The organism is Streptococcus oralis, assembly GCF_001579525.1.
In the GTDB taxonomy this organism is placed as follows: domain Bacteria; phylum Bacillota; class Bacilli; order Lactobacillales; family Streptococcaceae; genus Streptococcus; species Streptococcus oralis_M.
Window position 1 is genome coordinate 541,183 of sequence record NZ_KQ970788.1, and the last position, 18,351, is coordinate 559,533.

At 40.5% G+C, this 18,351-nt stretch carries 22 protein-coding genes; 2 read left to right on the forward strand and 20 right to left on the reverse strand.

All coding sequences use genetic code 11. The features are described from left to right. Positions 1 to 25: 25 nt before the first annotated feature. The 16 genes from SORDD25_RS02625 to SORDD25_RS02700 all read right to left on the reverse strand — a co-directional run bounded on the left by SORDD25_RS02625 (position 26) and on the right by SORDD25_RS02700 (position 14,065). Positions 26 to 961, reverse strand: coding sequence for a manganese-dependent inorganic pyrophosphatase (locus tag SORDD25_RS02625; protein ID WP_000036036.1), 936 nt, complete (start codon positions 959 to 961; stop codon positions 26 to 28). Between the two features lie 85 nt (positions 962 to 1,046). Continuing rightward, positions 1,047 to 1,331 carry a GIY-YIG nuclease family protein gene (locus SORDD25_RS02630; RefSeq protein ID WP_000349629.1) on the reverse strand — a complete coding sequence of 95 codons (285 nt, stop codon included), beginning with the start codon at positions 1,329 to 1,331 and terminating at the stop codon, positions 1,047 to 1,049. After that, on the reverse strand, positions 1,321 to 2,070 hold the full coding sequence (locus SORDD25_RS02635) for a tRNA1(Val) (adenine(37)-N6)-methyltransferase (protein WP_061852518.1): 750 nt from the start codon (positions 2,068 to 2,070) through the stop codon (positions 1,321 to 1,323). The genes SORDD25_RS02630 and SORDD25_RS02635 overlap by 11 nt, the downstream gene beginning before the upstream one ends. Positions 2,071 to 2,123: 53 nt before the next feature. Continuing rightward, on the reverse strand, positions 2,124 to 2,483 hold the full coding sequence (locus tag SORDD25_RS02640; protein ID WP_000689618.1) for a S1 RNA-binding domain-containing protein: 360 nt from the start codon (positions 2,481 to 2,483) through the stop codon (positions 2,124 to 2,126). Position 2,484: 1 nt separating this feature from the next. Further along, positions 2,485 to 3,885, reverse strand: a complete 1,401-nt coding sequence (locus SORDD25_RS02645) for a bifunctional Cof-type HAD-IIB family hydrolase/peptidylprolyl isomerase (RefSeq protein WP_061852519.1) — start codon at positions 3,883 to 3,885, stop codon at positions 2,485 to 2,487. Positions 3,886 to 4,006: 121 nt separating this feature from the next. Further along, positions 4,007 to 5,110 carry a family 8 glycosyl hydrolase gene (locus tag SORDD25_RS02650; RefSeq protein ID WP_061852520.1) on the reverse strand — a complete coding sequence of 368 codons (1,104 nt, stop codon included), beginning with the start codon at positions 5,108 to 5,110 and terminating at the stop codon, positions 4,007 to 4,009. A gap of 8 nt (positions 5,111 to 5,118) precedes the next feature. Continuing rightward, positions 5,119 to 6,429, reverse strand: a complete 1,311-nt coding sequence (locus SORDD25_RS02655; RefSeq protein WP_061852521.1) for a glycosyltransferase family 2 protein — start codon at positions 6,427 to 6,429, stop codon at positions 5,119 to 5,121. Positions 6,430 to 6,570: 141 nt separating this feature from the next. Continuing rightward, positions 6,571 to 7,350, reverse strand: coding sequence for a hypothetical protein (locus tag SORDD25_RS02660; protein WP_061852522.1), 780 nt, complete (start codon positions 7,348 to 7,350; stop codon positions 6,571 to 6,573). Beyond that, positions 7,347 to 8,504 (reverse strand): non-hydrolyzing UDP-N-acetylglucosamine 2-epimerase, encoded by a 1,158-nt coding sequence (gene wecB / locus SORDD25_RS02665; RefSeq protein WP_061852523.1) that lies wholly within the window; start codon positions 8,502 to 8,504, stop codon positions 7,347 to 7,349. Before wecB ends, SORDD25_RS02660 begins: the two co-directional genes overlap by 4 nt. A 437-nt stretch (positions 8,505 to 8,941) precedes the next feature. Then, positions 8,942 to 9,451 carry a GNAT family N-acetyltransferase gene (locus tag SORDD25_RS02670; protein WP_061852524.1) on the reverse strand — a complete coding sequence of 170 codons (510 nt, stop codon included), beginning with the start codon at positions 9,449 to 9,451 and terminating at the stop codon, positions 8,942 to 8,944. 261 nt (positions 9,452 to 9,712) lie between these two features. Continuing rightward, positions 9,713 to 9,952 carry a 30S ribosomal protein S18 gene (gene rpsR, locus SORDD25_RS02675; RefSeq protein WP_000068664.1) on the reverse strand — a complete coding sequence of 80 codons (240 nt, stop codon included), beginning with the start codon at positions 9,950 to 9,952 and terminating at the stop codon, positions 9,713 to 9,715. 31 nt (positions 9,953 to 9,983) lie between these two features. Next, positions 9,984 to 10,454 carry a single-stranded DNA-binding protein SsbA gene (gene ssbA, locus SORDD25_RS02680; protein ID WP_000609596.1) on the reverse strand — a complete coding sequence of 157 codons (471 nt, stop codon included), beginning with the start codon at positions 10,452 to 10,454 and terminating at the stop codon, positions 9,984 to 9,986. An 11-nt stretch (positions 10,455 to 10,465) separates the two neighbouring features. After that, positions 10,466 to 10,756 carry a 30S ribosomal protein S6 gene (gene rpsF / locus SORDD25_RS02685; protein ID WP_001151783.1) on the reverse strand — a complete coding sequence of 97 codons (291 nt, stop codon included), beginning with the start codon at positions 10,754 to 10,756 and terminating at the stop codon, positions 10,466 to 10,468. A 148-nt stretch (positions 10,757 to 10,904) separates the two neighbouring features. Further along, on the reverse strand, positions 10,905 to 12,248 hold the full coding sequence (gene asnS / locus SORDD25_RS02690) for an asparagine--tRNA ligase (RefSeq protein WP_061852525.1): 1,344 nt from the start codon (positions 12,246 to 12,248) through the stop codon (positions 10,905 to 10,907). Positions 12,249 to 12,400: 152 nt separating this feature from the next. Continuing rightward, the gene (locus tag SORDD25_RS02695) at positions 12,401 to 13,579 is read right to left on the reverse strand and encodes a pyridoxal phosphate-dependent aminotransferase (protein ID WP_061852526.1); all 1,179 of its coding nucleotides are present in this window, start codon (positions 13,577 to 13,579) and stop codon (positions 12,401 to 12,403) included. 9 nt (positions 13,580 to 13,588) lie between these two features. Then, a complete protein-coding gene (locus tag SORDD25_RS02700; protein WP_061852527.1) occupies positions 13,589 to 14,065 on the reverse strand; it encodes a cell wall elongation regulator TseB-like domain-containing protein in 477 nt (158 codons plus the stop codon). Positions 14,066 to 14,183: 118 nt separating this feature from the next. Between SORDD25_RS02700 and SORDD25_RS02705 the strand changes: the two genes are divergently transcribed. Beyond that, the gene (locus tag SORDD25_RS02705; RefSeq protein WP_061852528.1) at positions 14,184 to 14,630 is read left to right on the forward strand and encodes a MarR family winged helix-turn-helix transcriptional regulator; all 447 of its coding nucleotides are present in this window, start codon (positions 14,184 to 14,186) and stop codon (positions 14,628 to 14,630) included. A gap of 91 nt (positions 14,631 to 14,721) precedes the next feature. Next, positions 14,722 to 15,270 (forward strand): NAD(P)H-dependent oxidoreductase, encoded by a 549-nt coding sequence (locus SORDD25_RS02710; RefSeq protein ID WP_061852529.1) that lies wholly within the window; start codon positions 14,722 to 14,724, stop codon positions 15,268 to 15,270. A 31-nt stretch (positions 15,271 to 15,301) separates the two neighbouring features. Here the strand turns inward: SORDD25_RS02710 and yaaA are convergent, their stop codons facing one another. From yaaA to SORDD25_RS02730, 4 genes are all read right to left on the reverse strand, one after another. Next, on the reverse strand, positions 15,302 to 16,030 hold the full coding sequence (yaaA, locus tag SORDD25_RS02715) for a peroxide stress protein YaaA (RefSeq protein ID WP_061852530.1): 729 nt from the start codon (positions 16,028 to 16,030) through the stop codon (positions 15,302 to 15,304). 79 nt (positions 16,031 to 16,109) lie between these two features. Continuing rightward, the gene (locus tag SORDD25_RS09040) at positions 16,110 to 16,241 is read right to left on the reverse strand and encodes a DUF3953 domain-containing protein (protein ID WP_002874755.1); all 132 of its coding nucleotides are present in this window, start codon (positions 16,239 to 16,241) and stop codon (positions 16,110 to 16,112) included. 85 nt (positions 16,242 to 16,326) lie between these two features. Further along, positions 16,327 to 17,922 (reverse strand): hypothetical protein, encoded by a 1,596-nt coding sequence (locus tag SORDD25_RS02725; RefSeq protein ID WP_061852532.1) that lies wholly within the window; start codon positions 17,920 to 17,922, stop codon positions 16,327 to 16,329. 11 nt (positions 17,923 to 17,933) lie between these two features. Continuing rightward, the gene (locus tag SORDD25_RS02730; RefSeq protein ID WP_061852533.1) at positions 17,934 to 18,344 is read right to left on the reverse strand and encodes a peptide deformylase; all 411 of its coding nucleotides are present in this window, start codon (positions 18,342 to 18,344) and stop codon (positions 17,934 to 17,936) included. Positions 18,345 to 18,351 lie beyond the last annotated feature (7 nt).

Below are 18,351 nucleotides of genomic sequence, written 5' to 3' on the forward strand. Positions count from 1 at the left end.
AACAGTTCCAAATATTCATTAAGAATTACCCATTAAAGCTTTCAGTCAACTGAGGCACCACTTGTTTCTTACGTGAAACAGCACCTGGAAGGAAAGCGTGGTTGTTTTCAAGTTTGAAGTTGAAAGCTGCTTCGACCTTGTCCATGTTTGACCCAAGAGCAAGGATTTCTGAGTTTGAATTGACGATGTCTGTAATCATCAAGACAAAGTCTGAGTAGCCGTTTGCTGCATTAGCTGCTTGCATTGCTGCTTCGATTTCTGCTTGGCGTTCCAAGACTTCAGCGATATCAACTGTGTTTACTTGAGCTACACGAACCTTATTTCCGTTGAGTTCAAATGTCTTAGCATCGATGTCAATCAATTCTTCAGCAGATTTGCTAGCTAAGTTTGTACCAGCTTTCAGCATGGCAAGACCGTACTCTTCCAAGTTCACGCCTGCTAATTCTGCCAATTCTGGAGCAATGACTTTATCAGATGGGTGAGTTGTTGGTGATTTCAAAAGAAGAGTATCTGAAATCAAACCTGAAAGCATCAAACCAGCAATTTCTTTTGGAACTGCTACACCGTGTTCTTTGAACATACGGTAAACGATTGAAGACGCAGATCCCACTGGTTCCAAACGCATGTAGAGTGGGCTTGCAGTTTCAAAGTTAGCTACACGGTGGTGGTCTACAACACCGTAAACTTCTACTTCAGCGATATCTGACACTGATTGTTGGAATTCATTGTGGTCAGTCAAGATGACTTGTTCTGCACCTTCTGCTTTAGCAGATGTGATGACGCGTGGTGCTTCTACACCAAAATAGTTCAAAACGAAGGCTGTTTCTTCATTAGGAGTTCCAAGTGCTACTGCTTCTGTGTCCAATCCATATGCCTCTTTTGCAAGATAAGCAAAGGCTACAGATGACCCGATGGCATCTGAGTCTGGATTTTGGTGACCAAATACTAGAATCTTAGACATGATAATACCTCTTTAAATTTATTCATCTTATTTTAGCACTTTTTTCTTCTTTTGACAAAAGTAAGAGGAGTCAAAAGACTCCTCGTTAGACATCAATATCGTTAACTAGATTTTTTTCTTGATTTTCGGATAGAAATCGTTCTTTCTGTGGACGTTTCTTTCGTTTGAGGAGAGCCTCTGCTGACATGGCTTCTTCCTTGCTAGCAAAACCCTCTACATAGATGAGTTTGACTGGCAAGCGAGCTCGGGTATACTTGGCTCCCTTACCACTATTATGAACGGCAAGGCGCCTCTTCACATCCGTTGTATATCCTGTATAGTAAGAACCGTCACGGCACTCCACCACATACATATAGGCCTTATGATCCATAGTAAATCTCTTGAATTTCTGGCGTATAGGAACCATCGTCATTGTGAACAATGAGCGGTGGCAAGACCTTGAAGCCACTAATAGACCCATCTTTGATAGCTTCGATTAAAAGCATATTGGCTTCCTTTTCTCGTTTAGGATAGACAAATTGCAGGCGCTTGGGTGCTAAATTGTGGCGTTGAAGCATGTCTAGAATATCCAAAAGTCGATCTGGACGATGAACCATGACAAAACGACCATTAGACTTGAGAATGCTCTGAGCACTACGGCAAATTTCTTTCAGGTTAGTTGTAATTTCGTGTCTGGCCAAAAGGTAGTGTTCACTCTCGTTGAGATTAGAATGCGGATCCACCTTAAAATAAGGAGGATTGCACAAAATCATATCCACCTTACTTCCCTGAATGTGGGCTGGCATATTTTTCAAATCATCACAGATGACCTGCATCTGCTCTTCCAAGCCATTCAACTGAACCGAACGTTCTGCCATATCCGCCAAGCGCTCCTGAATTTCTACAGAGAGAATTTTTGCCTTGGTACGACTACTTGCAAAAAGTCCCACTGCACCATTTCCAGCACAAAAGTCCACAATTAAGCCATTTTTAGGAAAGCGAGGAAAGCGTGACAAGAGAACACTATCCACCGAATAGCTAAACACCTCTCTATTTTGAATGATCTTGATATCTGTCGAAAAGAGCTGGTTGATTCGCTCTCCTGATTTTAATAATTGTTCTTCTTTCATACTTTCATTATATCAAATTATGTTAATAGTACAAATGATTTAGATAATCGTATTTACGGCTTCTTTTTTAAATGCTCCAATGCTTCACGCGTCCAAACAGGCATCATTCGAGCAAGTGGTGCAAAACCGTGCTTGATACGATCATTTGAAAAACGTCTCCGTCTTGGCAATTGATGTTTTTCTTCCTCCAAAGTACGGATAGAAAGACTGGCTTTCCCAGTGTATTCGTCAAAATCCACCACCTGTACTTGAACCTCATCACCAATTTTTAAAATATCATAGATATTCTCAATAAATCCCGTTCGGATTTCCGAGATGTGAATCAGCCCTGTCACCCCTGTCTCTAACTCGACAAAGGCACCATAGGGCTGAATTCCTGTAATACGCCCAGTTAGCTTATCACCAATTTTCATTCTAGTCCTCAATTTCAATCGTTTCAATTACCACATCTTCAACTGGCTTGTCCATTGCACCAGTCTCAACAGCTGCAATGGTATCTAAGACAGCAAAAGATGCTGCATCTACCAATTGCCCAAAAACAGTATGGCGGCGGTCAAGGTGAGGAGTTCCACCTTGCTCTGCATAAATCTCAGCGATTGGTTCTGGCCAACCACCACGCGCAATCTCTTTCTTAGAGTATGGCAAGTGTTGGTTTTGCACGATAAAGAACTGACTCCCATTTGTATTTGGACCAGCATTGGCCATAGAAAGAGCGCCACGAACATTATAGAGTTCTTCTGAAAATTCATCTTCAAACGCTTGACCATAAATTGACTCTCCGCCCATACCAGTACCAGTTGGGTCTCCACCTTGAATCATAAAGTCCTTGATGATGCGGTGGAAAATCACACCATCATAGTAACCGTCTTTTGAAAGCGCAACAAAGTTTGCTACTGTTTTGGGAGCCTGCTCAGGGAAAAGCTTGATACGCAAGTCTCCGTGATTTGTCTTAATAGTCGCCAACGGACCTTCTACTGTTTCAATGTCTACTTGTGGGAAATGCAATTCTTTTTCTACCATACCAAATCCTTCTAAGGCATCAAAAATGCCATCATCTTCTACTGTTTTTGTAATATAATCTGCTTTTTCTTTGATTTTTTCATGGGAAATTCCCATGGCAATGCTAATTCCTGCATAATCAAAGAGTTCCAAGTCATTGAGACCGTCTCCAAAGACCATGACATTCTCTGGTTTCAAGCCTAAATGCTCCACCACCTTGGCTACACCTGTGGCTTTTGAACCTGAAATAGGCACGATATCAGATGAATGTACATGCCAACGCACCATGCGAAGTTTATCCGACAAAGAATCTGGCAAGTGTAGGTCATCTCCTTTATCCTCAAAGGTCCACATCTGATAAATCTCTACTTTTTCATGAAAATCTGGATCCACATCCAAGTTTGGATAAATCGGATCAATTGCCTCACTGATCAGTTCTGTTCGAGTGGAGAGTTTAGCAGCATGACTGCCAACTAAACCATATTCAATCCCCTCTTGTTTTGTCCAAGCGATGTATTCTTCCACATCTTCTTTGGCAATCTGATGCTGATAAATGACCTGGCCTTTTTTATCTTCGATATAGGCCCCATTCAGGGTTACAAAAAAGTCCGGCTTAAGATCACGAATTTCTGGAACAACACCGAAAATACCGCGCCCAGAGGCAATACCTGTTAAAATCCCTTTCTCCCTCAACTGTTTAAAGACAGTGGGAATTGTCGCCGGAATAAAACCCGTCTTTGAAGTACGCAAGGTATCATCAATATCAAAAAAGACGATTTTAATCTTCTTTGCCTTGTATTTTAATTTTGCATCCATCTCTCTACCTCTTTTCCATCACTCTTTCCATTATACCATAAACCTTAGGAAATTCCTTTTTTGAAAAAAGATGAAAACCTATCAAAAAGAGAGCCAGTTGAACTAGCCCTCTCTTATCATCCTAGAACATCTCTAGAGCAATCATAGTAATCATCGTCGCATCATAGTAGCTCTCTAAAGGTAAATCTTGTGTGAAAATGTATTTATTTTGCTGAAGAAGTTTCAGATAGCCTTCTCCCTTGTCAGATGCATAGGTAATCGGGGCCAAAAAACTACCTGCCTGGTATTGATTGAGGGCCGTTCCGTTCAAGTCATAACCAGCATAGATACGTTGTTCTTTCATAAAGAAATCCATCATCTTTTGAACAACTTTTTGACTTCTTTCATCTTGACTTTGAGACAAGTGATAAGGCAAACGACAAGCATTATAAGAATAAGCTCCATCGTATTGAGATTCGATAGTGTTGGCATCAACAAGTCGTGCCCCAGACTTCTCTGCCCAGATGAAATCTGGCAAAAGTCCAGTATCAGAATGAGAACTGATTTGCTCCAATTGCCCAAGCATCTTATCCTTAACATCTAGCCACTGTTTGTTTCCAGTCAGGTCATAAAAAGACTGGAAATAGTGAGGAAGAGTATCAGACGTCCGCATCAAGTAATAGTAATCGGAATCCTTGTTGGCCCAGTTCCCTACTGTCAGAACACCTGTCTCTTCGTTGTAATTGTATTGAAGGATATCAGCCAAGATTTTTTTAGCTTGCTCTTGGTATTCTTGTGCTTTATCTGGCCACTGTTTGGCAGCTTCAATTAAAGAATAAGCGATATAGAGATCTCCATCAGTTGCATTTTGTTTCTCGACCGTTTCGCTATCATTTTTGATCACTTGCTTCCAAGACATCAACTGCGTCCCCTCGATACGATGATTTTGGTAATAACGATAAAGGTTATCAAAATCTGCTTGACTTGCTTGCCCTTTTTGGGCAGCTAAAACTGTTATGAGCATGCCGTAACTTTGAGCTTCTGATAGAACTGTTGTCTCCTCAGAATCATTCGTCGTACGGACATAGGACTGATTTCCCTTAGTCACAAGAAACTGTTGGCTCCATTGGCGGTAAATACGATTGCGCATCTCGACTTTACTCCTTCCTCTTGCCAAAAACAAGGTTAAACAAAAGATAGAAAGGATGAGCACAAACCATACATATTTTAATTTATTCGTTTTCATAAATCCTCCTATCCTGCAAATCGCTTGGTTTTAACCCACTTGGTTTCTTTTCGTCTGAGTACTTTGTCCAGCACGATTGAAGAAATGGAATCAATGGATACAACGATAAACATCTGTGCGTAAGAGAAATAGGCCGCCAAGGCTAACCAGATTTGTTTTGTCGTCGCTTGTCCAAACTGACTTGCTAATGCTGTCATAATTTGCATCAAATAGAGACCAATCATGAGAATCCAGTTGAAAAGCATGAGCTGGGCAATGTAGATATTGTCCGCATCAAAAGCAAATGGAACCCTGACATCTGGGAAGAATAGGTTAAGACAGATGGCTAGCACATTCGCTAGGAAAATCAAATCTGATAAAACAATGGCAAAGTTAAACCAAAAGAAAACACACGAATAGTTAAAAACTTCTAATTTAACACGCCAGTTTGCTCTGCCAAATAAATGCTTAAAGTTTGATAGAACAACTTCGTAGTTTCCTTTCGCCCAACGTTTACGTTGCATATAGTAACTCTTTAAAGTCTCAGGTTCTTGTTGGAAAGCCTCTGAATTATAGGCAAGGGCGATCAATTTACCACTCTGTATGATTTTGAAGGAAATATCGGTATCCTCAGTCAAGGCACCATTTTTCCAACCACCGATACTCTTTACAAAGTCGGTTTGAATGATAAAGTTGGTTCCTGGGATACGACCAATTTTAAAGAGATGCCACATCCCAACGTGGTGCACGCGCTGAGTAACAACGATTTCTTGGTTGATACAACGAGTCAAGAAATTTTGATTGGCATTTCGAGTCTTGTTGCGACCGAAAGATGCCACGTGACGTTCTGGATCCTTCATCACTTCTTTTACAAGGAAATAAAGAGCATTTTTTTCAGGCATGGCATCCGCATCATAAACACAGATATATTCGCCCGTTGCCATCTCCAAAGCATCGTTTAGAACGCCCGCTTTTCCTCCCGTACCAGTACGGTCGATAATAGTCAGATTTCTTCCTGCATATTCAGGCATAGCTTGTACAGACAAACACTCTGCATAGGTATTGTCCGAACAGTTATCCGCAAACAAGAGCAACTCCACACGGTCGTGAGGATAATTCATGTCCAAGATAGCTTTTGTCGTCTGTGCAATAACCACATCCTCATTATGAGCAGGTACAACAATGGTAACCTTCGGATAATAAGGCAATGGCGAAGTGTCTACACGAAAATCGCTGTGTTTAAACCAAAAGTGAACAGCTGAAAAGAGAATTACCAAGCCCCATGCTAGAGAAATCCAAATTGTAAGCAAGGTAAAAATCATCAGTATTTGACTAATCATGTTTCACCGCCTTAAAATTCTTATTCACCCGATAGTAAAGAATATTATATGCAATAAATAGTATGGCAAAACAAATTCCAAAAAAGAAACTCACTCCCAAAGCAATTCTGAAAAATAGATCTGTTAGAGTCATTTCCCCTCCTAATATTCTACAATTATATCCGTCTCTAATTGACGTTTCAAATAGCTCACTAAATCAGAGTAATTTTGATACTTACTTTTATTTTGCGAATCAACCACTAAGTAACCTAATTGAAATTGAATCTCTTGCATTCCATTTTTCCCATGGAAAAGCAAAGCCTCTAGATCCTTCACTATATTATTCAAACAAAATTCCTGTAAAGAAATCCGACTATCATTAGATAATATAATAAAATTCCCCTCCGAAAGATAGTAAAGTTTATCATTGTAACTTAGTTTTTGAGCAATTATTTCTTGAATACGAACTAACATGCGATTATATTCTATCGGATTTATCTGAAAAAATAGGTCCTCATGCGACCAATGAATTAGTACTGACTGTAGCACAGATTCACTTTGTTTATTTATCATAGAATGATAATCTGATTTGGCATCATCTTCTTGATCCTGAACCTTTGAAGCCATTTTTAATAAATAATGTCGAACCTTCATTAGAATAGCAAGCAATGTTGGAAAACTGATTAATAAAAGCAGAACTGAAGAATTAGGGATGAAAACTACACCTGCTATTAAAACAATGACTCCCAATCCAAAAGATAAGATAAGTGTCCAAGCAAGGAGTAAATCAGATAAAACTAAAACCGAAAATAAGGCTAAGGCAAAAAACAATAGTTGCTCTAAAATAATAGTTCGAGCATAGAAAAAGCAAAGTACCAACAAAAGAAGCTCACATCCAAGCAAAATCAGAAACCAGTTTCTAAATCTATACCAATTTTTCATTTTGTCCTAGCTCCTTCTTGAAACTCTGATGCAGATTCAGCAAAACCAAAATAATGTTTAATAGTTTGTACAATTCTTTCTGATGCATTTCCATCTCCATAAGGATTTGGTGCCTGAGACATTTGTCCATAAAGAGTTTCATCTGTTAAGAGTGCTGTCATCGCTTCTTTCACACTTACTGGATCCGTACCAACTAGCTTCAAAGTACCCGCACGTACTCCTTCTGGACGTTCCGTCGTGTCACGAAGGACAAGGACAGGTTTGCCGAGAGAAGGCGCCTCTTCTTGAACTCCGCCAGAGTCGGTCATGATAAAATAGCTTCTTGAAGCCAAATTATGAAAATCAAGTACATCTAGAGGTTCAATCAAGTGAATACGATCGTGACCAGCTAAGATATCTTTTGCTGCTTCTTGAACGACAGGGCTAAGGTGAACAGGATAAACAACTTCAATTTCCTGATGAAGATCGACCATCTCACGTAAAGCTGCAAAGACATTTCTCATTGGTTGACCTTGATTTTCACGACGATGCATGGTTACTAATACAAGTTTCTTATCTGGGTCCAATTGATCTAGAACTTCATGATAGTAATCCGATTGAACGGTTAGTTTCAAGGCATCAATGGCTGTATTTCCCGTAATGACAATAGCAGACTCAGGGTGATTTTCCTTGAGGAGATTTTCTTTACTCTCACTAGTTGGAGCAAAATAAAGATCCGCAAGACTATCTGTCATCTGACGATTCATCTCTTCTGGGAAAGGAGAATACTTATCAAAGGTCCTTAGGCCAGCTTCAACATGGCCGATACGTACCTGATTATAGAAAGCAACTAAACTTGCTGCAAAAGTTGTTGTTGTATCTCCATGAACAAGAATTATATCTGGAAGTTCTTGCTTAACAACTGGATCAAACTTTTCTAAAATTTTTCCAGTAATATCTAAGAGAGATTGATTCTTCCCCATAATATCCAGGTCATAATGTGGCTCGATGCGAAACGTTTCAAGAACTTGGTCCAGCATTTGACGATGCTGAGCTGTCACAACTGTTATCGTCTCAATACTGTCACTATGTTTTTGTAATTCCAACACTAAAGGGGCCATTTTAATCGCTTCCGGTCGTGTCCCAAAAACAACCATCACTTTCAGTTTTTTCATTATATTATCCTTTTGTTACAATAATATTTGATACATGATATTAATCTCTATATCCAATTATTCCTCAAATCAATTAATTTGAGTATCATAATTATATTACCGCCTATTAATCTAAATGTCAATTTATTATTAAAGTATACTATTGCATTTAATTTAATTTTAACAATTTGTAACCTTTTTGTAACAATGTTGTTTACAACCTCCAAAAAGCCTTATTTTAGGAAATTTTAAGACTTTTCAAAGAATCCGTATTTTAAAAAAACTAAACCTTATATGTTTTTTTCAATATTTATTTTTGTATCGAAATTTCAAACAATTATATTCTACCACTTTGAGGAATAGAGCAAGCTCATTCAAACAAAAAAATCCCTTTTTCGAATGAAAAAGGGACTGTGATTGTTTGCTATATTTAAAATTTAAACCTTATAAAATCTGTCTTAAAACAAATTTTTCGACAGATACAAGACCAATTCTCCGATATCTTCACAAACTGCATTCATGGCCGGTTGATGGTTCTGATACCAAACACCCGTCCCATCTGGAATATAGCCTCGTTTGATGTACAATCTCTGGGCAGGTCCATACCCTGAATGGAGCCCCACACCAAGGGTCACCTTATCCGATATGAGCCTAACTCGTTTTTCTGCTTCTTCCAGCAAGAGATTTCCAATACCTTGATTTTGAAAAGGTTCAAAGACATTGAAATCTGAGAGTTCTGGATAGATTTCTGCAAAAGGCCCCTGCTTAGCGCAGGGCAAAATTGTGATATAACCCGCTAAAGCACCCTCAACCTCTGCAACTAAAACTTCTCTCTCCCCACATTCTTGTTCAAGAAAATATCTAGCCAAAATTTCTTCTCTACCCGGCCAACCTTGGCTGATAAATCCTCGAGATAGATCTTTAATGTCAGATTCTTGCATTTTTCTAATTGAACATATCGTCTTCATAAGTTGCTCCTTTATAGCTTTCTCCTACCATTATAGCACGATAATAAAGATTAAAAGAAAAAACCTAGTAAGACAAAAGAATCTTACTAGGTCAACAGGGAATCCTTTCTAACAAAGTCCTATAAAAATCTGAAAAAGAGGTTCACCCAAACCGAACTCGCTCTCTCATTTCAAGGCTCGTGACAAAAAGACCCACCCAGGTCTTAATTCGCTTTCTTGTTTTCATGCTCATGAAAAAGAGGTCCACCCGGACCCCTTTTTTTAATCTTCGTTTACGAAAGGCATCAAAGCCATTACGCGAGCGCGTTTGATAGCTGTTGTTACTTTACGTTGGTTTTTAGCTGAAGTTCCTGTTACACGACGAGGAAGGATTTTCCCACGTTCTGAAACGAAACGGCTAAGAAGCTCAGTATCTTTGTAATCAACATATTCAATTTTATTTGCTGCGATGTAATCAACTTTTTTACGGCGTTTGAATCCGCCACGACGTTGTTGAGCCATGTTTTTTCTCCTTTATAGTATTAATTGTCCATTAGAATGGTAAATCATCATCTGAAATGTCCAATGGATTGGTTGCTCCAAATGGATTTTCAGAACGTGAAAAGTCTGGTACTGGGTTTGCAGGTGCTGATTGACCAGCAGTTGGTGCAGAATAAGCTCCACCTGTATGTCCTTCACGCACTCCGCGGCTTTCCAACATTTGGAAATTCTCAGCCACGACTTCTGTTACGTAGACACGTTGTCCTTGCTGATTATCGTAACTACGAGTCTGGATACGGCCTGTTATCCCGATAAGAGAGCCTTTTTTAGCCCAGTTAGCAAGATTTTCAGCCTGTTGACGCCACATAACGACATTGATAAAATCAGCCTCACGTTCGCCATTTTGACTCTTAAATGTACGGTTTACTGCAAGAGTAAAAGTCGCAACTGCTACATTTGATGGGGTATAACGCAACTCAGCGTCACGTGTCATACGCCCTACAAGTACAACATTGTTAATCATAATTTACCTTCTTACGCGTCAAGTTTGACGATCATGTGACGAAGAATGTCAGCGTTGATTTTTGAAAGACGGTCAAACTCTTTAAGAGCTACGTCGTCGTTTGCTTCAACGTTAACGATGTGGTAAAGTCCTTCACGGAAATCTTGGATTTCGTATGCAAGACGACGTTTTTCCCATGATTTTGATTCAACAACAGTTGCACCGTTGTCAGTCAAGATAGAGTCAAAACGTGCTACCAAAGCGTTTTTCGCTTCTTCTTCAATGTTTGGACGAATGATATAAAGAATTTCGTATTTAGCCATTGATATGTTCCTCCTTTTGGTCTAATGACCCCTAGTCTTTGCAAGGGGTAAGTGAGGTTTGCTCACAATAAACTATTATACTAGAAAAACTGATAGATAGCAAGATAAAAGTGAAAAAAGAAGATGAAATTATCTTCTTTTTACTAGTTTATGGTTTGATACGGTGTAACATACGTGGGAATGGAATAGCTTCACGGATGTGTTTTGTACCTGCTGCGAAAGTGACCATACGTTCAATACCGATACCAAATCCACCATGTGGTACTGTACCATATTTCCGAAGGTCAAGGTAAAATTCGTATTCTGTACGATCCATTCCAAGTTCTTCCATTTTAGCGACAAGGGCATCGTAGTCTTCCTCACGCATAGAACCACCGATGATTTCTCCATATCCTTCTGGTGCAAGCAAGTCTGCACAAAGTACGCGTTCTGGATTTCCAGGAACTGGTTTCATGTAAAAGGCCTTGATGGTTGCTGGATAGTTCATAACAAATGTTGGCACACCAAAGTGATTTGAGATCCAAGTTTCATGTGGTGAACCAAAGTCATCACCATGCTCAAGGTGTTCGTAGTCAGCGTCTTCATCGTTTTCATGCTCTTGCAAGAGGTCAATGGCTTGATCGTAAGTGATGCGTTTGAATGGCTCTGCAATGTAGCGTTTCAAGAGCTCTGTATCACGTTCCAAGGTTTCCAAGGCTTGAGGTGCACGGTCAAGAACACCTTGAAGAAGGGCTTTTACGTAAGCTTCTTGCAAGTCAAGTGACTCATCGTGTGTCAAGTAAGAGTACTCTGCGTCCATCATCCAGAACTCAGTCAAGTGACGGCGCGTTTTTGATTTTTCAGCACGGAATACTGGACCAAAATCAAATACACGACCAAGAGCCATAGCCCCTGCTTCTAGGTAAAGCTGACCAGATTGACTCAAGTAGGCTGGCGTTCCGAAGTAATCTGTTTCAAAGAGTTCTGTTGAATCTTCAGCCGCATTTCCTGAAAGGATTGGGCTATCAAACTTCATGAAGCCGTTCTTATCAAAGAACTCATAAGTTGCATAAATGATAGCGTTACGGATTTGCATCACAGCTACTTGCTTACGAGAGCGGAGCCACAAGTGACGGTTGTCCATCAAGAAGTCTGTGCCGTGTTCTTTTGGAGTGATTGGGTAGTCTTGAGATTCACCGATCACTTCGATGTCTGTGATATCGAGCTCATAGCCAAACTTAGAACGCTCATCTTCTTTGACAATTCCTGTCACATAAACAGAAGTTTCTTGGCTTAGGCGTTTAATTGTATCAAACTTCTCTAGTCCCACTTCTTCACCGAACTTTTCAATAAAGTTTGGTTTAAAGGCTACACCTTGGAAGAAGGCTGTTCCATCACGCAATTGCAAGAAGGCAATTTTCCCTTTTCCAGATTTGTTGGCAACCCAGGCTCCGATGGTCACTTCTTGACCAACGTAGTCTTTTACATCGATAATTGTTACACGTTTTGTCATAATCTATCTTCCTTTTTTCGTTTAACTTGTCCGAAGACATCATTACCCACTATTTTACCATAAATAGACTGCGATAGCTAGGTTCTACTAGAGAAAAATCGCGAGATTTTCGTTACAAAAAATCTTCGCTGAAAAGGCGAAGATTCTAAGTTTTATTTTTCCATAAATTGATGCAAACGGCGAATAGCTTCTTTTAATGTATCCAAGTCTGTGGCATAGCTGAGACGAACATTTTCTGGTGCTCCAAATCCAGCTCCTGTAATCAAGGCAAGACCGACTTCTTCGAGAATAGCCGTTGTAAACTCTGTCACATCAGTATAACCCTTCATCTCCATCGCTTTTTTAACATTTGGGAAGAGATAGAAGGCTCCTTGGGGCTTGACAACTTCAAATCCTGGCACTTGGCACAAGAGTGGATAAATGGTATTCAAACGTTCTTCAAAGGCTTGACGCATGGTTTCAACAGAGTCTTGCGGTCCAGTCAGCGCCTCAATCGTTGCATATTGAGATACTGCTGTCAGATTTGAAGTCGTTTGTCCTGTCAATTTGCTCATGGCAGCAATAATTTCAGGATTTCCCACAGCATAACCTACCCGCCAACCAGTCATAGCATAGGCCTTAGATACACCATTAATCACGATGGTTTGCTGACGAATGGCTTCTGACAGACTAGAGATTGGAACAAATTCATTCCCGTTATAAACCAGACGACCGTAAATATCATCTGCTAGGATAAGGACATCATGTTCAACAGCCCAATTTCCGATAGCCAAAAGTTCTTCACGAGAGTAGATCATACCGGTCGGATTGGATGGCGAATTGAGAACCAAGACCTTAGTCTTATCTGTTCGGGCTGCTTCTAGCTGTTCTACTGTTACTTTAAAGTGATTGTCTTCCTTGGCCTGGACAAAGACTGGCACTCCTTCTGCCATTTTGACTTGATCTCCATAGCTGACCCAGTATGGTGTAGGGATGATGACCTCATCACCTGGATTGACCACAGCCATAAAGAAGGTGTAGAGAGAGAACTTGGCACCAGTGGCAAAGGTAACCTCGTTTGCCGCTACGGAATAGCCATAATAGCGTTCAAAATAGGTATTAACCGCCGCTTTTAACTCTGGTAGGCCTGAAGCAACTGTATAAAAGGAAGCTCGTCCATCTCGAATCGCTTCTATCGCTGCATCCTGAATGTTTTCAGGAGTATGAAAATCAGGCTGTCCCAAGGTTAAGAAAAGAACATCCTTTCCCTGAGCTTTTAATGCTTTGGCTCTTGCATCACTGGCTAGAGTGACACTTTCTTCCATTTCTAGTACACGTTTGGATAGTTTCATATGCCCTCCTTATTGGATTACTGCTCCTGTTTCAAAGTCGACCAGATAGAACTGGTTTCCTGACTTGACTTCCCAAATCGGCTTGTCCTGATAACGACCAAAGGTGATTTTATCAATGTCGCTAGCTCCTTTTTCCCTCGAAATCGTCGCTGCCTTGTCTTGAGAAATCCCCTTATCAAGCTGATAAACATAAATCTTGTGGTCATTCTTTTCAATCAGTACGGCAATGGCCTCTTGCTTTTTATTATGTCCCAGAACACTGTAATAGCCCTCTAGACCATTGTAGAAATCAACCTGATCTGCCTGTTCCAATTCTGCATACTGCTTGGCCAGTTTTTCTCCCTCAACTCTAGCATCTTGATAGGGTTTCATGCTGAGTATTATCAGATAAAGAAAGGATCCAGTTAGCACCAGAAGTACCAGAGAAATGCCGATTCCATATTGTATAAGTAACTTGTTTTTTGCTTTTTTCTGTCTTAGTTTCACTCGTCTATTTTACCATCTCTCCTCTTTTATTACAAGTGAAGATAGAAACATTCTAAGATTCTTTTCCTATAAAATGTAAGTTCTTGTTTTTCTCTCTCATTATTGATAAAATAACCTTATGAAACAATATTTGAAAGAGAAAATTTCCGATAATCAATTAGACTTAAAAACGGCTATCGTCCTCAACAAAGCCATACGAACTTTTAAACCATATGAAGCCAATGCTGCCAAAGAACACGGACTAACCCCTACTCAATTTTCCGTTCTGGAGACCCTCTATAGCAAGGGGGAACTACGCATTCAGGACTTGATTGAAAAAATGCTAGCCACTTCTGGAAACATGACTGTTGTCATTCGAAATATGGTTCGAGATGGGTGGATTTCTAGAACTTGCGACCCCAAGGATCGTCGCTCCTTTTTCCTGAAATTAACACCTGCAGGACGCAGAAAAATCGAAGAGGTTCTTCCTGACCATATCGATTCGATCGTAGAAGCACTCAGCATCTTGGAAGACGGCGAAAAGGAAGACTTAATCCGCATTTTAAAAAAATTTAAAAATTTGTGAGCAAAATTATTGCTAATTAGTATCATTTGTTGTAACATAGATGGTAACAAAAGAGTTCGCTCTTTGAATTTTAAACTGAAGGAGACATATCATGTCTAAAAAAGTATTATTTATAGTCGGTTCACTTCGCCAAGGTTCTTTCAACCACCAAATGGCCCTCGAAGCTGAAAAAGCACTTTCTGGAAAAGCAGAAGTTAGCTATCTTGATTACTCAGCTGTTCCTCTCTTCAGCCAAGATTTGGAAGTTCCAACTCATCCAGCTGTAGCTGCTGCTCGTGAAGCAGTCCTTGCTGCGGATGCCATCTGGATCTTCTCTCCAGTCTACAACTTCTCTATCCCTGGAACAGTGAAAAACTTGCTTGACTGGCTCTCTCGTGCCATTGATTTGTCTGATACACGTGGTGCTTCTGCCCTCCAAGACAAGTTTGTTACTGTCTCATCTGTAGCCAATGCCGGTCACGAACAACTCTTTGCGATTTATAAAGACCTCTTGCCATTTATCCGCACACAAGTCGTTGGTGACTTTACTGCCGCTCGTGTCAATGACTCTGCTTGGGCAGACGGAAAATTGGTGTTAGAAGAAGCAACTGCTTCATCACTTGAAAAACAAGCTGACAACCTTCTTGCAGCCATCAACTAATCCAGCAAAAACCAGCTCATTCGAGCTGGTTTTATGCTTGTTTCACAAAGACGAGTTCTAAGTCACTTGATAAATCAGGTTGGTATTCAAAGCCGGCGAAGCGGAGCTTACGAGTTTGCTCAACTGTTTGAACTTGTCCTTCTATCAAGGCGGTCAAAAAGGCCCCGCGCGCTTTTTTTGAAATGGTTGAATGGATTTTCAACTGACCTGCCTTATCCTCCATAAATTTAAAAGTCACCATCTTTTCTCTAATTTCCTTCGAAAATACGGTTTCAAACTCTGATGATAGGAGTGAGAATATCAAGTTCTCATCCTGTAGGGCCTCATCGTAGGCTGACTTCCAATGAGTCTTTAGGGTTTTACCAGCTACTTTTAATTTCATCAAAAAGTCCAAACGGTGTGGAGCCATGGGAGATAAGGCAGGGACAACACCGTATAAAGCCGAGGTAATCAGGACATAATTTTCAAGATAGGTTTGTTCAGCCTCGGTTAACCCATTTCGTTTGATGTGACGATACATGAGACCATCGAAAAGTTTCAAGGCTGGATAATGTTTAGCCCTGTGAACTTTTAAAGCTTGAATATGGCCGTACTCTTCTTCTGCTTTCTCGGCAGATACCTTATAAAAAGTCTCTAATTCACTAGCTGAGTAATGCGCCAGTGAGTCAAGGACTGCCTGACTTTCTTCCCTCAAGGGGAGCGCTTCGGTACGGGGATGGTCTGTGTTCATTTCTTTTGCTGTTGGGATTAAAATTTTCATATTGTTAGTGTAGCATATTTTTCAATCACGACCAAGAATTTCATCTTAAAAACCTCGATTCACACCGAGGTTTCTCTGTTTATTTTGGCCATCCTAACCAGATAGCCACGAGAACAAGGGCTGTGCCAGCTAAGCTTGTTAAGATAGATAAGAATTTATCTTTTTTCTCCTTGAACTGAGAAAACCTATTTTTATACTCAATGAAAATCAAAGAGCAAACTAGGAATCTAGTCGCAGGCAGTACTTGAGTACGGCAAGGCGACGCTGACGTAGTTTGAAGAGATTTTCGAAGAGTATTATTGTACTTTAAAGGTTTTGAGATAATTATCTTTTCCAACTTGACCTTCAAAAGATTGACCATTTTCAAGGTAAGGAAGGTCGTCTGACACTGAAGCCTTGACCTTATAAATCTTGCCATCAACTTTAAAGAAGTAGACGGTATCCCCCTTGATGACAGCTGATTTAAGGTCTGAAATCACTCCCTTGATACTTTCTACCGTTTCATTATCCAGCTCGAGGTCGTTTTTATTGGCATACTTGCTGAGGAGTTCCTCTACTGTAGTTGCTACGATAACGTTTTGGTACTCCACGGCATCGACCAATGCATACTCCTTGACCAATCCTGCATTGTCCTTCAAGCCCATGATATAGAGCGGTTTGTCATTGAGATTAACAAGGATAGGGAAGGTAGCCTTGTAGGCCTTCTCTTGCACTGCTCCTTCTGCGGAAGCACGGGCAGATTCTTCGGTTGCTGAAGCTAGATTGTACTTGGTGATTTCACCAGTGCGCATATTTTCAAGGATAAATCCTAGATTACTTTCGTCAGCATTTGCTGAAGTCACCCCCGTGTAGAGATAAATGTCATTTCCGATAGAAAGATAGTTATAGCCCTCGGTCGTTTGGGTAACATTTTTCTTAGAAATCAAGGCATTCCAAAAGCCGTCTTTATACTTGCCGTTGTAGTTGATTTGCTCGATGGTTTCTTCTGCTGGATAGACACGATCCACCCATTCTGGTACTTCATCCAAGCTGTATTCCTTGGTTTCTCCATTGGTGGCGTCTAAGATAATAACAGACGAAGGACGAGGCACTCCTAGACCAAACTGTTTTTGATAAACGGTTGCTACATAGAAAGGATTGCCTGCATCATCCACCTCAAAGGATGGCGTTTTAAAAATCTTGGTTGGGTACTTGATCCGAAGATGACGTTTGACGTCTCGGTTAAAATACTCAGAGTCTGAATACTTCATTGGCGTTTTTAAATCCACTAATTCCGCATTTCCTGTCACCATATCAACTTTGATATACTCGCCAATTCCCTTGGACTGATTATTAAACCATTTGATCGGGTCGGCATATTCCAAAGGAGTCACCCGATAGGGTTTGCCATCAACCGTCAGCTGGGTATAAGTATCTGCTGCTACGTACTGAGATACCTTATCCGTCAAAGAACCCAGGTAACGGTCACCAATCTTTTCTGCAGTGCTCCGATCTAGGATTGGAACCTTACTGGTATCACTCTTAGGAAAATCTTTAAAATCTTTTTCTGTGATAGACACCACATTAGCATAATTTTTTGCTTGGAAAAAGCTAGAGGTTACTAGGCTTACCAGACCAGCAAGGGCAAACATGATACCTGCAGTCAGAAACAATCCTCTACTAAGTTTGGTAAAAAGGAATCCTTCTAGATTGAGATCTTTGGTAGCCTTGCCATGGCGTACATGAACAGTTTTGAGGAGATTGGTATCCTTGCGGAAACTAAACAAAATCCCCATCACCACCAAATGCCCACAGAGAAAGAAGATGAATTCCCAACTGGTAAGATTGAAGGGTGGTAAAAAGATATACCAGGTCGTTGCGATAAAAACAATTTCAAAGAGTATACGTTTCATCTGAGTTCCTCCTAAATAATCCGTCCTTTCAAATGATCCAGTTCATGTTGGCAGATCTGAGCTGGAAAACCTGTCAGTGTAATAGTCTGCTCCTGCCACTTGTTATCACGATAGGAAACTGTAATCGTTTCATAACGAGTTGTTGGTCGCACCCCAGTCAAGGACAAACAACCTTCCTCTGTCTCGTAAGGTCCTTTGTAGGAAAGGAGAATGGGGTTAAACATGACCATGGGAACCAAGCCAAGATTAAAGATAATCACGCGCTTCTGCACGCCAATCATATTGGCCGCTAGACCAACACAGGTCTCGCGATTGGCCAGCAGGGTATCCTGCAAATCTCTAGCTAGATAAAGGTCTTCCTGACTTGCAGGTTTCGAGACCTGCGACAAGAATAAGACATCTCGGACAATTTTCTTTTCCATTCTCTTT